At 60.0% G+C, this 14139-nt stretch carries 12 protein-coding genes and 1 pseudogene; 11 read left to right on the forward strand and 2 right to left on the reverse strand.

Annotated elements, in window-relative coordinates; translation table 11 throughout:
* Positions 1-277 precede the first annotated feature (277 nt).
* The 3 genes from mnmA (at position 278) to OQH67_RS03865 (ending at position 3619) form a co-directional block, all read left to right on the forward strand.
* On the forward strand, positions 278-1351 hold the full coding sequence (gene mnmA, locus OQH67_RS03855; RefSeq protein ID WP_215434424.1) for a tRNA 2-thiouridine(34) synthase MnmA: 1074 nt from the start codon (positions 278-280) through the stop codon (positions 1349-1351).
* Entirely contained in the window at positions 1348-2697 is a 1350-nt protein-coding gene (gene mnmE / locus OQH67_RS03860) for a tRNA uridine-5-carboxymethylaminomethyl(34) synthesis GTPase MnmE (RefSeq protein ID WP_215434422.1), read from the forward strand. Before mnmA ends, mnmE begins: the two co-directional genes overlap by 4 nt.
* Positions 2698-3049: 352 nt before the next feature.
* Entirely contained in the window at positions 3050-3619 is a 570-nt protein-coding gene (locus OQH67_RS03865; RefSeq protein ID WP_215434398.1) for a hypothetical protein, read from the forward strand.
* Positions 3620-3642: 23 nt separating this feature from the next.
* On the opposite strand, the gene OQH67_RS03870 is transcribed toward OQH67_RS03865, so the two are convergent.
* Positions 3643-4284, reverse strand: a complete 642-nt coding sequence (locus OQH67_RS03870; protein WP_215434397.1) for a trimeric intracellular cation channel family protein — start codon at positions 4282-4284, stop codon at positions 3643-3645.
* Between the two features lie 58 nt (positions 4285-4342).
* The gene (locus OQH67_RS03875) at positions 4343-5122 is read right to left on the reverse strand and encodes an MBL fold metallo-hydrolase (protein WP_147549450.1); all 780 of its coding nucleotides are present in this window, start codon (positions 5120-5122) and stop codon (positions 4343-4345) included.
* A 158-nt stretch (positions 5123-5280) separates the two neighbouring features.
* Between OQH67_RS03875 and OQH67_RS03880 the strand changes: the two genes are divergently transcribed.
* The 8 genes and pseudogenes from OQH67_RS03880 to OQH67_RS13165 all read left to right on the forward strand — a co-directional run.
* On the forward strand, positions 5281-5736 hold the full coding sequence (locus OQH67_RS03880; RefSeq protein ID WP_215458837.1) for a division/cell wall cluster transcriptional repressor MraZ: 456 nt from the start codon (positions 5281-5283) through the stop codon (positions 5734-5736).
* A 9-nt stretch (positions 5737-5745) separates the two neighbouring features.
* The gene (gene rsmH, locus OQH67_RS03885; RefSeq protein WP_251828146.1) at positions 5746-7311 is read left to right on the forward strand and encodes a 16S rRNA (cytosine(1402)-N(4))-methyltransferase RsmH; all 1566 of its coding nucleotides are present in this window, start codon (positions 5746-5748) and stop codon (positions 7309-7311) included.
* A gap of 24 nt (positions 7312-7335) precedes the next feature.
* Positions 7336-7680: a hypothetical protein gene (locus OQH67_RS03890; protein WP_067572017.1), complete on the forward strand. Its 345-nt coding sequence runs from the start codon at positions 7336-7338 to the stop codon at positions 7678-7680.
* Positions 7681-7696: 16 nt separating this feature from the next.
* Entirely contained in the window at positions 7697-9796 is a 2100-nt protein-coding gene (locus tag OQH67_RS03895) for a peptidoglycan D,D-transpeptidase FtsI family protein (protein WP_215434393.1), read from the forward strand.
* A 9-nt stretch (positions 9797-9805) separates the two neighbouring features.
* Positions 9806-11305 carry a UDP-N-acetylmuramoyl-L-alanyl-D-glutamate--2,6-diaminopimelate ligase gene (locus tag OQH67_RS03900; protein ID WP_067572020.1) on the forward strand — a complete coding sequence of 500 codons (1500 nt, stop codon included), beginning with the start codon at positions 9806-9808 and terminating at the stop codon, positions 11303-11305.
* A gap of 18 nt (positions 11306-11323) precedes the next feature.
* Entirely contained in the window at positions 11324-12697 is a 1374-nt protein-coding gene (locus OQH67_RS03905) for a UDP-N-acetylmuramoyl-tripeptide--D-alanyl-D-alanine ligase (RefSeq protein ID WP_215434391.1), read from the forward strand.
* A 3-nt stretch (positions 12698-12700) separates the two neighbouring features.
* A complete protein-coding gene (gene mraY, locus OQH67_RS03910; RefSeq protein WP_067572022.1) occupies positions 12701-13804 on the forward strand; it encodes a phospho-N-acetylmuramoyl-pentapeptide-transferase in 1104 nt (367 codons plus the stop codon).
* A gap of 7 nt (positions 13805-13811) precedes the next feature.
* Positions 13812-14072 (forward strand): annotated as a pseudogene (locus OQH67_RS13165) (hypothetical protein); the annotation flags it as partial.
* Between the last annotated feature and the right edge of the window lie 67 nt (positions 14073-14139).

Here is a 14139-nt window from a genome sequence, read left to right on the forward strand (position 1 = left end):
TATTCGGGCTAATCATCACTAGAATAAAATTTCGGGGGATTATTAGAATCGCTTCAAACGTACAAGAAACAGCACCATGAAAATTCTTCTGGAAGACAGTTAACACCGTGTCCGGCCACGGTAGGCCGTCCTTCTGACCGATGGGCAAGCCTTTCCCATCATGTAATGGTGCTACTTTTTCCTTGGCTTGCCGGTCCATATTTGATTTACAGGGGCAGGCGCAGCGGATTCCGCAAACGGAGACCGGGACGCCGGCATCAATTCCCCTTTCAGCACAGTGGCACGTATTCTTGTAGGCTTATCCGGCGGAGTGGACAGTTCCGTTGCGGCGGCGCTGCTCGTGGAGCAGGGCCATGAAGTCGTGGGGGCCTACATGAAAAACTGGGTGAACGATGAAGGCATTCCCGGAGAATGCCCGTGGGAACAGGATATTCGGGACGCGCTGGCCGTCGCCCAAAAAATCGGGATCGAATTCCGCGTGATTGACCTCGTGGAGGAATACCGCGCACGCATCGTGAACTACCTGATTGAAGGCTACCGGGCCGGATATACGCCGAATCCGGACGTGCTGTGCAACCGGGAAATGAAATTCGGCGTATTTCTGGATTATGCCCTGGAACAAGGCTTCGAGTACGTCGCCACGGGCCACTATGCCCGCAGGCTGGAGACGCCGCAGGGATCGTTCATCCTGCGCGGACGGGACCCGAACAAGGACCAGTCTTATTTCCTTTCCCTGATGCGGCCCGGCCAGATTGCCAAAGCCATGTTTCCCCTCGGCGACTTGCTGAAGCCGGAAGTCCGCGCGCTGGCGGATAAATACGGACTGCCCACGGCCCGAAAAAAAGACAGCCAGGGCATCTGTTTCATCGGCCAGGTGAAGATGAGCGACTTCCTGCGGCATTACCTGCCGGACAAACCCGGAAAAATCGTGGATACGGAAGGCAGAATTCTTGGCGAACACCAGGGATTGCACCTGTTCACGATGGGACAGAGAAAGGGGCACGGAATCGCCTCCCCGCGGGAGGGCATCGCCTATGTCGTGGTGGGCAAGGATGTCAAACGCAATTTTCTGATTCTGGGGTACGAAGAGGCCTCCACACGGGGCCTGTATGCCTCCCATGCGGTTGTCGGCGGCATCTCCAACACCCTGTCGCCTCTGCCCCCCCGCGTCATGGCCCAGCCCCGCTACCGTGCCAAGGCGGAATGGGCCGCCTGCGAGTATCTGGAAGAAGGGAGGGTGCGCCTGAGCTTTGAAACGCCTCTGCGCGCCCTGGCCGTGGGCCAGGTCTGTGCGTTTTACGACGGAGGCAAACTGCTGGGAGGCGGCTTTTTTGAATCCATAGAGCCATGATTGATCCGGAACGCACCATAGCCGCCCAGGCTACTGCCGCGGGCCAGGGAGCCATCGCCGTTATCCGCATGAGCGGAACCCGGTGCACGGATGTTCTGGGTATCTGCACTCCGGTGGGATTCCCCGCACGCCTCCGGCCGCGCTGCGCTACGCTGACCCATATTCTGGAAGAGGACGGCTCCCCCATCGACCAGGTGCTGGTCACGCACTTCCCGGCTCCCGCCAGCTATACGGGGGAAGATACGGTGGAAATTTCCTGCCACGGCGGCATGCTGGTGACGGAACGCCTCCTGAAACGGCTGTACCAGTGCGGAGCATCTCCCGCAGAACCGGGAGAATTTACGAAAAGGGCCTTCCTGAACGGACGGATGGACCTGACTCAGGCGGAAGCCGTCATGGACGTGATCTCCGCGGGAAGCGATCTGGCGCTGAAAGCCGCGCAATCCCAACTGAACGGAAGCATCGGCGCACGGGTGGATGAACTCAAGGACGAACTTGTCCACGTCCTGGCGCATGTGGAAGCCTATATTGATTTTCCGGACGAGGACATTTCCCCGGACACAGCCTCCGCCCTTCTCTCACGGCTCGCCAACGCGCAAGAACAGCTTTCCGGCCTGCTGGGCTCGGCTGCCGCGGGCCGTCTGCTGAGGGAAGGCATCCGGACGGCCATCGCGGGACCGCCCAACGTCGGCAAATCCAGCTTGCTCAATACCTTGCTGGGATACGAGCGCGCCATCGTCAGCAATATTGCCGGAACTACGCGGGACACCGTGGAAGAATCCATCCAGATCGCCGGTCTGGCCCTGCGCCTGATTGACACGGCAGGAGTCCGGGAATCGTCCGACCTCATCGAACAGGCCGGCATCCTGCGCACCAACAGGGCGCTTGAAGCGGCAGACCTGGTTCTGGAAGTGGCGGACGCCTCCCTCCCCCGCTCCTCCCCCCTTCTGACTGAAAACCGCGACACGCCCAGTCTGCTGATCCTGAACAAGTGCGACCTGGGAATCCATCCGGACTGGCGGGAAGCTTCCGGAATCCGTTTCTCCTGTTCCACGGGAGAAGGCCGGAAAGAGCTGGAAGAAGCCATTGTCCGCATTTTCGCATCTCAACTGCCCAGTGAAGCGGGAAGCTCCCTGGTGGCCATCAATACCAGGCACCAGCATGAACTGGGCCTGTGCCTGGAACACGTCCGCCTGGCTTCGGAATTCATCTCCCGGCAGGAAAGCCCGGAATTCACGGCTCTGGAACTGCGGGAAGCCCTGGCACACTTGGGAGAAATTACCGGAGCCGTTGACACGGAAGACGTACTGGGCGCCATTTTTTCCTCCTTCTGCCTGGGGAAGTAATACCTTGACAATAATGATAACAAATCTTATCGGTATGTTTTTAATATACCTCTCTCATGCGTAGTTTACTTTCTTTTCTCGCTGTTTCCTGCCTCTTTATCTTCCCTGTCCAGGCAGAAACCTATTTTGCCCAGAATGTCTCCGTAGATTCCGGGTGGGTGAATACCAAAAAATTATGGGACGGCTCCGATTAGAATTTGTGCTGGGCGGCAACAGCCAGCAACCTGCTGCAATGGTGGCAGGACAATTCTTCCGGCATTCCTGCATCCACTGGGGGAAAACGGACGTACGGAAATTTATAATACTTTCATTGCCAATTGGAAAAAATACACCAGGAAGTGCAGCGTCCGCAATGGAATGGTATATGGGAGGGTACACGCTCAACAGCAATATTTATCAAAACGATTTCAAGACCGGAGAAGCAGAAGCCAGGCAAAGCGGCAGGTATTGGGAGGAACACGTCAAATTAATGGGATTTTCCACGGACATCATCAATTACCCTTGTCCCTATATTACCGGGCAATACATCAGTGGACTCAAGGATGTTCAAAGTCTTGGAACGCTTTTCCTATCATATTTCGACAGGGGCGGATGCATAGCCCTTTTCCTTACCTACCATGAAGAGAACCAATACAACGGCCATGTGATCAGCTGCTGTGGAGTGGAGATCAATGAAACGACGGGAATGATCGAATTTGTTTACGTTACGGATTCCGACAATGACAAAGGGCTTGAAAAAAGAGCCGTCGTTTACAATGAAACGGACCACCGCCTGCATTTGGGGAGCGAAAACAGCAACAACTGGATCAACGCCTACGACGCCTTAATACTTCCATTTTACAATGTTCTGGAACCTTCTTCCTACTCCACGGTTCTTGTTTTTGCGGGGTGCGCCCTTCTGCGCAGACGGCGTTCCCTTTAATTTTTCACGAAGGGTTTTCCGCCTTACGGCCCGGAATCTTTGGAATCTTCGGAAACCTCCGCCTCCGCTTCCGGAGAAAACAGCGGAATGTAGGAAGGCAGGTTCCAGTTCCAGCGGATGGCCGCCAGGCGTACGGAAAGCGTCACGACGAACCCCGTCACAAAGCAGGTGGAGGAGTCGATGCCCAGATAAGAGAGCGCGGCATAGGCCACGCCGCCCATGAGCGCCGCCGTAGCGTACAATTCACCGGGACGGAAGACATAGGGGACGTTCCCGGTCAGGACATCGCGCAGCAGGCCGCCCGCCACGCCGGTGCAGATCCCCATCATCACGGAAACGGTAGGCGTATAGCCGTGCAAGTATGATTTTTCCGTGCCGATCATGCCGAAAAGGGCCAGTACGATGGCGTCCGCCACGCGGATGGTGCCCAGGGGGGGCGGATACTTCTGGGCCAGGTAGAAAGTCGCCAGGCTGGTAATGACGGCGGCAAGAACAAAAATCTCCCCGCTGGGAAGCGTCCAGTACACCGGGATATCCAGTAGCAGGTCGCGCACGGTTCCTCCGCCCAGAGCCGCCAGCGTTCCGCACACGATGACGCCGAACAAGTCCATCTTCACCCGGGAAGAGGCAATGGACCCCGCCAGGGCGCCAATGATGGTACTCATGATTTCACAAATGGAGAGGAACATGACGAGAGGCGGGGGGAAGGAAGGGAAACCGGGCTCAGCACACCCGTATCCACGGAAGGGACGAGTCCTGCATGGCACAGAACAGGGAGGTGGAGCCGAGGCCCATGTCATGCAATGTAGCACGCATCAGGCTTTCTGCCAATGCCGGAGAATTGCTTTCAGCACTCAAGTGGGCCAAAACGACATTTTTCAAGGCATTGTGCGCCACGCGCCTCAGCAGGTCGCACGCCTGCTCGTTGGAAAGATGACCGTGCCCGGACGCTATGCGCTGCTTCAGCGGCCACGGTCTTTTGGGCGTGGCCGCCAGCATTTCCGGATCGTAATTGGACTCCACCACCAGGCTGTCCACCATGGACAGGTATTCCGCCACGCATCCGGGGGCCTGCCCCGTGTCGCTGATAAAGCCCAGGCTGGACTGTTCCGTCTCAAACTTGAAGCCCACAGGGTCCACGGCGTCATGGTAAGTGGGAAAAGGCGTGATGACAATATCCCCTATCTTGAAAGACTGCCCTTTCTCAAAATAAGTCCAGGGAGCTTCCGGAGCCTTTTCCTGGACGCACAGGGCGGTATGGCGCGTGGCGTACACGCGCACGGCGTGCTTTCTGGTAAACTGGTGCACGCCCTTCATGTGGTCGGCGTGTTCGTGAGTAAGCAGAATGGCATCAAGATCATCCGGCTCCACTCCAGCATATCTCATTCTTTCCCTGAGTCTTGCGGCGCTGAATCCGGCATCCACCAGCAGCACGGTATCCCCCGTTTTCACAATGGTGGCATTTCCTCCGCTGCCGCTGCCCAACACGCAAAACTGCATCATGGGCGGAAATATAATCTTCCCCCGCGGGCGGGGCAAGACCGGATCAATGCTTTTTTTCCGGCATTCATGCAAGAAAAGAATGACTTTCTCCAGTACAGGGTTGACATTTCAAGTGCATTAAAGTGTATTGAAAGCACTACGTAGTGTACTTGCAGGCGATGAGCAGTGTATCAGACAACCTATTTGGTGCATACACGCACAAGCTTGACCCCAAAAACCGGATTGCGATTCCGACAGAATGGAGGCCAAGCGAAGGCTGTGCCCTGCTCCTGTTATCCGGACGGCGCCTTGACCTGCCGACGGTGAAAGTCTATACCCGGGACAAATTCCTGCAACTCATTGAAAAAATCAAATCTGCGCCAGGCTACAGTGAAGCGCAGATCGACCTGTTCATCGGCAAACTATACGCAAATTGCGTGGAAGCCATCATCAACGCCCAGGGCAAGCTGCTGATTCCCAAACCTATGTGTGAGCATGCACAACTGAGTTCCGCAGTGCGCCTTGCCGGCCGCGGCGGCTATTTCGAATTATGGGAACCCTCAACCTATGAAGAAGTCGCCCTGCGCGAAAACGCCAGCATTTCTGACATTAACCAATCCTTCGGCATTTTCTGATCTCCTCTCATGCCTCCAGATCCGTCTACACAGTCCGTGCACCAGGCAGACCCGTTCGCAACGCTTGCGCTGCGCCCGGGCTGGCTTGTCTCCCGCCTGGGCATTGCCGCCAGGACCGGACTGGATGCGGAAGTCACAGCGTATTCCATCGTTTTCTGGCTGCATGACGCCCTGCCGGCACAGGACATGATCGCCTGGCAGGAGCAGAAGGCCCGCATCACCGCGGAAATGGCCCTGGCCGGCCAGAAGGGCGCCTACGGCAAGCTGGGCGCATTGTCCTCCGACCTGAACCGGGCCTTTGAGGACCATGTTGAGCTTTCTTTACGCGCGGGCGCGGGCGCCCATATCCGCACGGAGGCCGTCCAGGCGCTCGCGGACGGTATCTCGGCCAGCACGGCCTGCCGCCTGCTGGCCTGGAGCATTTGCCGCAACCACGTCCACGTAATCGCGGAGCTGACCGGAGAAATGGGAGTGGATGAACTGGTCTGCTCCTGGAAGGCCCTGGCCCCCGCCGTGAACTGGGAAAGCGCGTACCACGCGGAAGCCCTGAAAGCGCCGGAAGTCGGCGCCAGACTGGATGAACTGGCAGCGGAAATCGGCGAAGCGGAAACCGTGGCCGCCCCCGCTCCGCAGGAAGGGGAGGAAGGCTCCGCCGGGAACTTCCGCCACATCACCGTCCTGCTACATGAGACGGTGGACATGCTCGCCGCCGCCCCGGGCAAGCTCATCGTGGACTGCACGCTGGGCGGAGGAGGACACACGGAACTTCTGCTGGAACAGGGAGCCACCGTATGGGGCATTGACCGCGATCCGGACGCGCGCCGCGCCGCCGCGCTCAAGCTGGCCCGCTTCGGCTCGCGCTTCAAGGTGCTTGCCGGCAACTTCCAGGATGTGGAATCCCTTCTCGCCCAGCAGGGCGTTTCCCGGGTGGACGGCCTGCTGGCGGACCTGGGCGTTTCCTCCCACCAGCTTGACACCGCTTCCCGCGGCTTCTCCTTCCGGGAAGACGGCCCCCTGGACATGCGCATGGACACGCGCTCCGCCTTTTCCGCCCGTAACCTGGTGAATGAAGCCCCGGAAGAGGAACTTGCAGACATTCTCTGGCAGTACGGGGAAGAGCGGGCCTCCCGCGCCATCGCCCGCGCCATCGTGAAGGCCCGTGCCCAGGCCCCCATCACCACCACCGGACAGCTCGCGCGGGTGGTGGAATCCGTCTTGCCGCGCAAAGGCAGGCAACATCCGGGCACCCGCACCTTCCAGGCCCTGCGCATCGCCGTGAACGGAGAGCTGGACGCGCTGGACTCCCTGCTGAACTCCTCTGTGCGTCTGCTCGGCAAGGGGGGGCGCCTGACCATCATCACTTTCCACAGCCTGGAAGACCGCAGGGTCAAGCAATTCTTCGACCTGCGCAGCCGTCCGGAAATCGACCGTCCGGAATGGCCCGCCCCGCGCCCCAACCCGGACTACTGCTTCCGCCTGCTTTCCCGCAAGCCAGTTACTGCGGGAGAGGAAGAACTTTCAACCAACCCCCGTTCCCGCAGCGCCAAATTGCGCGGCGTGGAAAAAATCATCTGACACCGCTCTCCCGCTCCCACCATCATGAAAAAATTCAAACAGCGTTTCACCGGCCACCAGATCAGCGTGAGCATGATCATGTGGCTCATTGCCTTCGCCTCCCTTACCTGCGGCGCGGGCATCACCTATGCAGTCCTGAAAAACGACCAGGTCCAGGTTACGCGCGACATCAAGCAGATGAACGACGAAATCGCGTCCTGCGAACTTACCGGGGAATACTACCGTTCCAAGACCTCCTCCCTGACCAGCCGCTGGGCCATCCGCGACAGGCTGGCCCAGGACAAATCCAACCTTCAGCCCATCGACCCCGCAGCCGTAGAATACATTTCCCCGGAAAACGCCTCCCGCATCGCCGCGGCCGGCAACTAAACGCGTCGCGCCATTCATGACCACGCTCACGAAATCCAGATTCGCCAGAAGAAGCCTCGTCCTGTGCGGCGTGGCGGGCGCCGTGGTCATCTGGCTGATGCTGGGCCTGGTCAACATCCAGCTTGTCTCTCCCAGGAAAACGGGGGGCCTCCCCAGCGGCGGCATTCTGGAACGGGAGGTGCTGCGCCCCCAGCGCGGCCGCATCATGGATGCCAATGAGGAAATCCTCACCAACAACATGCACAGCTCCATCCTGGTTGCGGACGGCTACCACCTGAGCGACCCCAAGGTTATCAGCTACGCGCTCGCCTATTCCAAGGCGGTCCACTCCCCGCTGTGGGCGGAAACCAAAACGGAAAAGGACCAGGAAAAGCTCGTTTCCGGATTCCGCAGGAAAATTCTCAACCAGGCTGCCAGCAAAAAAAACGGCAGCAAGGAATACAACCTAGCAAAAATCCTCCTTCAGGAACCGGAGGAAGGGCCGGAAGGAGCGGACAAGGCTCAAAAAAGGATGGAAGAACTTTATGACCCGGCCACGGTGCAGGAATACGTTCAGGCCCATCTGGAATACGCCGCCAGGGTGATCGCGCCCTTTCTGCCGGACATGAGCGTCCAGGACATCATCAGCGCCGTGGAAAAAGACGGGGAAATTCCCAAAAGGCGCATCGTCATCGCCAAAAACCTGTCGGAGGAAAAAGCGGAACTCCTGCGCGAAGCCATCCAGAACGCCCGCATCCGGGGCTTCCGGTTTGAAACCTCTTCCAAACGCATCTATTCCGTGCCGGAATGCATGGTGCACATTCTCGGCTACATCGCCCAGACGGAAACCAGCGGCGCCTACCCCGTAGCGCTCGCCGGCCTTGAAAAACAGCTGGACGACCAGCTTCTGGGCCACGACGGCATCCGGGAATGCCGGAAGGACAGCCGCGGGCGCATCATCCCTTCCGCGGACTCCCGCTTCAAGGACGCCGTGGACGGACTGAACGTGCGCCTGACGGTGAACATGGAATACCAGACCATTGTGGAGGAGGAACTGGACGCGGCCATTTCCTTCTATACGGACAGCACCCACAAACCCAGGGGCTGCATCATCGTGGTGGACCCCAAGACCGGCAACATTCTGGCGATGGCCAGCAGGCCGCACTATAATTTAAATACGCGCGAAGGCCTCCAGGAAGGAGCCTACCACTTCGCGGTGCAATCCCTCTATGAACCGGGCTCCACGTTCAAAATCGTGGCGGCCACGGCCGCCGTGGATTCCGGCAAGGCCTCATTCGACACCACCATCAACTGCACGCCCTACATCGTGCCCGGCTCCCGCCCCGTGACGGACAAGCCCCGCTTCTACAGCGCCCTGACGCTGGCGGGCGTGCTGAAAAAATCCAGCAATCCCGGCGCCTTCCGCATCGCCCTGAAAGCGGGCTGGCCCACCTATAAAAAATACTTTGACCTGTACGGCTTCTCCTCCAAGACGGGCATCGAACTGCCGGGGGAGACCAACAGCCAGTGCCAGGATGGCAGCAACTTCGTCAACTTCTCCCGCATCAGCTTCGGCTACTCCCTGATGGTCTCCCCGCTGCAGGTGGCCATGGCGTACGCCGCCATCGCCAACGATGGAGTGCGCATGCGCCCCCGCCTGGTGGACGGCATTTACGTGGATGACAAGAACTTCCAGCCCTCCCCTCCCGTGGAAGTCTGCCGTGTCATGAGCGTAAAAACGGCCAGAAACCTGCGGAACGCGCTCTTCCACGTCACGGACATGGACGGCACCGCCAAGCGCGCCCGCATTGAAGGATACAACGTGGGCGGCAAGACGGGCACCGCCCACAAGGTAAAGCCGACCGGAGGCTACTATGAAAACCGCTATACCGTTTCCTTCGTGGGCATGCTGCCCGTGGAAGACCCGGCCTTCGTCTGCCTGGTGGTTATTGACGACCCCACCTCCAAGCACTGCCACCCCGGCGGCGGCACCGTCTGCGCCCCCATCTTCCAGAAACTGGCCACGCGCCTGGCGGCGGCCATGAACATTCCCAAGAACACTCCTTCCGCAGATCCGGACAAGAAAACGTCCCAGGCTCCCGCCTCCGCTTCCCCGTCCAACCAGCCGCGCAGATAAAACCACATCATGAAGCTACTTACTCTTCTCAAAGATCTTCCCAAACATACGCTCACCGGTTCCGGCCAGGTGAAAATCTCCCATCTGGAATGCGACAGCCGCCGCGTTCTGCCCGGCTCATGCTACATTGCCCTGAAAGGAACGCAGGCCGACGGGCACGCCTTCATTCCGGAGGCCATCAGGCGCGGAGCATGCGCCATTGTGGCGGAATCCCCCTGCACGCAGGAAGCCAGGGACGGCAAGGTCTCCTGGGTGGAAGTGAACGACTCCCGGCTGGCCGTCAGCCTGATGGGAGCGGCCTGGAACGGCCACCCCTCCCGCCACATGTCCATGATCGGCGTCACCGGAACAAACGGGAAAACCACCACGGCCTACATTGCCCATTCCCTCCTCAAGCAATCGTGGCTGCGCGCCGGGCTGATCGGCACCATCGCCTACGACAACGGGGAGGAAATCACCCCCTCCACGCACACCACGCCGGGTCCTCTGGAACTGGAACACCTGCTGAAGGAAATGTTGGAAAACGGCTGCCGCGGCGTAGCCATGGAAGTCTCCTCCCACGCCCTGGACCAGGAACGCGTGGCGGGCATCAACTTCAATGTGGGCATCTTCACGAACCTGACCCAGGACCATCTGGACTACCACCATACCATGGAAAACTACTTCCAGGCCAAGGTGAAATTGTTCGAGCAAATGGCGGCGGACACCAAATCCCGCCGCAAGCCCGTGGCCGTCATCAACATTGACGACGCCTACGGCCGCCGCCTGGCGGAAATGTTCTCCGGCCGCATGGCGGTGAAAACCTATGGTTCCGCCCTGGGCGCGGACTTCCGCATGCTGGTGCACCACGCCACGGCCAGGGGCAGCGAATATGAGCTGGAATACAAGGGAAAAAGCTACCTGGTCCGCGTGCCCCTGATCGGCAAATTCAACATGTACAACAGCCTGGCGGCCCTGGCGGCCGTCATCTGTGCAGGCATCCCCGTGAGGGACGCCATCGCCAGCCTCCAGAACATTCCGCAGGTGCCCGGCAGACTGGAACTGTTCACCCATCCGGGCGGCGCACAAATCTTCATTGACTACGCCCACACCCCGGACGCCCTGGAAAACGTCTGTAAAACGCTCAAGGAACTGTGCTCCCGCCGCCTCATCACCGTATTCGGCTGCGGCGGAAACCGGGACAAGGGAAAGCGCCCGCTGATGGGCGCCGTGGCCGCACGCCTGTCGGACGCATGCATCGTCACGTCGGACAATCCCAGGAGTGAAGAGCCCCTCTCCATCATCAACCAGATCACGGCGGGCATGCCGGAAGGCCGGTACGCCATTATCCCGGACCGCGCGCGGGCCATTGCCACGGCCATCGACCAGGCCCGGCTGGGAGACATCGTTCTCATTGCCGGCAAGGGCCATGAAAACTACCAGGAACTTTCCACGGGGCGCATCGACTTCAGCGACGCCAAGGAAGTGCGCCGCAACATGCGCATCAAAGACGAGTTCACGCAGGCATAATACACGTCCATCACTCCCATGACTTCCCTTACGGCACACGGCATCTGCAATGCCATCGGCGGACAGCTGGTCAGCGGCCCCTTTGAAAGGGTCGCTTCCGGCGGCGTCTGCACGGACAGCCGCGCCCTGGCGCCGCATGCCGTCTTCTTTGCCCTGGGCGGAGAAAAATTCGACGGGAACCTGTTCGCTCCGGAGGCCTCCCGCACCGCGGCGGCCGTCGTCGTCAGCCGCGTGGAGCCCGGCATCGACCCCTCCTGCGCCGTCATCCTGGTGGAAGACACGCTGGCCGCCCTGCAGAAGCTGGCCTCCTGGTGGCGCTCCAACCTGAAGCTGACCGTCGTGGGCCTGACCGGGTCCAATGGGAAAACCTCCACGAAGGACCTGACTACCGCCGTCCTCTCCCGGAAATTCCGCACCGTCGCCACGGAAGGCAATCTGAACAACCACATCGGCGTCCCCCTCAGCATCCTGAAAGCGGAACCCGACGATGAAATGGCCGTCTGGGAAATGGGCATGAACCATCCCGGGGAACTGGCCCCGCTGTGCGGAATGGCACGGCCGCACATCGGCATCATCACCAGCATCGGCACTTCCCATATTGAATACATGGGTTCCCGGGACAACATCGCACGGGAAAAATGCACGGTTGCCGAATGCCTTCCGGAAAACGGCCACATGATCTTTCCCGCGGACTGCGACTATGCGGACATGATCCGGCAATCCACCCGCGCCGCCTGCATCGACTGCGGCATTGATTCCGGCACGGTGCGTGCGGAAAACCTCGTTTCCACGGAAGACGGAACGCGGTTCACGCTCATCATACCGGACTTCTGCCGGGAAACGGTGGAACTGCCCGTGCACGGCCGCCACATGGTCTGCAACGCACTGCTCGCAGCCGCCGCCGGCTGGGTGGCAGGTCTTGCGAAGGAACAAATCGTCTCCGGCCTGAACGAGGCGAAGCTGACGGGAGGCAGGCTGCACTGCAAGCAGAGCGACGGCATCCTGGTGATAGACGACACCTACAACGCCAACCCGGACTCCATGCAGGCGGCCCTGCGCACGGCAGCCGGCCTCCCCTGCACGGGCAGGCGTTTTGCCGTGCTGGGCAGAATGGGGGAACTGGGCACCTTCTCCGCGGAAGGCCATGCCCTGGTGGGCCGTACGGCGGAGGAACTCCATTTCGACTATGTAGTCAGCGTAGGGCAGGACGCCGCGCAAATCACGGACGCCATCCCTCCCGGTTCCGCCACCCAGGCCCTGTATCTCGCCACGCCGGAGGAAGCCGCCGAATGGCTCCGAAACCACGTCGCCCCGGGTGACATTGTCCTCTTCAAGGGCAGCCGCGCCGCCCGCATGGAGCAAGTCATGAACCTCACTTTTCCGCCCCAGTAAATCATGTATTCCCTCATCGAACATATCTGCCCCGGATGCGGGCTTGCAGGCACGGCAGGGAGAGCCCTGCTGGCCTGCCTGCTTTCCTTCGTCCTGACCATGGCATTCGCGCCCAGGGTCATCCGCGCGCTGATTTCCCTGAAAATCGGCCAGCCCATCAGGACGGCGGAAGAGGTTCACAAACTGGCGGAACTTCACGGAGCGAAGGCGGGCACTCCCACCATGGGCGGCGTGCTCATCGTGGGCGCCACGCTGGCGGCCACCCTGCTGTGCGCCAGAATGGGCAACCCCTTCATCATCTCCTGCCTGTTCGTCACGGTGGCGCTGGGCCTGCTGGGCTTCCGGGACGACTACCTGAAAGTAACCAAAAAAACCTCCGACGGCATTTCCGCACGTAAAAAGCTCATCGTCCAGGTCCTGGTGGGTCTTTTGGGCGTCGCTTTCCTGTGGCTGTATCCGGAAGGGCAGCCGCGCGTGGAACTGCACGACTACGTCACTTCCCTCTTCATCCCGTTCTACGGGCAGGTGAATCTGCCGTGGTACGTTTATATCCCGTTCGGCGCGCTGGTCGTAGTCTCCGCCTCTAATGCGGTGAACCTGACGGACGGACTGGACGGGCTGGCCTCCGGCTGTTCCGTCGCCACGGGCATCACGTACGCCATCCTTGCCGCGCTGGCCGGCAACTGGCTGATGGCGGACGGCCTGAACATCCCCTTCCATCCGGCGGCCAATGAAATAAGCGTCTTCATGATGGCCGTCGTGGGAGCCTGCCTGGGCTTCCTGTGGTACAACTGCTACCCGGCCAAGGTCTTCATGGGGGACACCGGCTCCCTGGCCCTGGGGGGCGCCTTCGGCATGGCGGCGGTCTGCACAGCGCAGGAAATCCTCTTCATCGTCATTGGCGGCGTCTTCGTCATGGAAGCCACGTCCGTCGTCCTCCAGGTAGGCAGCTTCAAGCTGCGCCACGGCAAGCGCATCTTCGCCATGGCCCCTATTCACCACCACTTTGAACTTAAGGGATGGAAGGAAACGCAGGTAATCACCCGGTTCTGGATGATCAGCCTCCTGCTCGCGTTCCTGGGCCTGTTCCTCATCACCACCGCATAACCAGCCCATGAATCTTCACGACCTCAACATAGCCGTTCTGGGAGCGGGCAGAAGCGGACGCGCCGCGGCGCGCCTGGCCATGAAGCATGGCGGACGCGTATGCGTATTCGACACTTCTCCGGCAATCACAGGCTGGCCGGAAGACATCCCTCTGCATGCCGGCGCCACGCAAGAAGACGGGCACGCGTTCCGCGCGGACTTGGTTGTGATTTCCCCGGGCATTGAAACGGACTGCCCCTTTGTCAAATCCTTTGGACGGGAAGGCGTGGAGACTATCGGCGAAATGGAACTGGCCTCCCGCTTCTACCGGGGAAAAATCATTGCCATCACCGGCA

It is taken from the genome of Akkermansia biwaensis (assembly GCF_026072915.1).
In the GTDB taxonomy this organism is placed as follows: Bacteria; Verrucomicrobiota; Verrucomicrobiia; order Verrucomicrobiales; family Akkermansiaceae; genus Akkermansia; species Akkermansia biwaensis.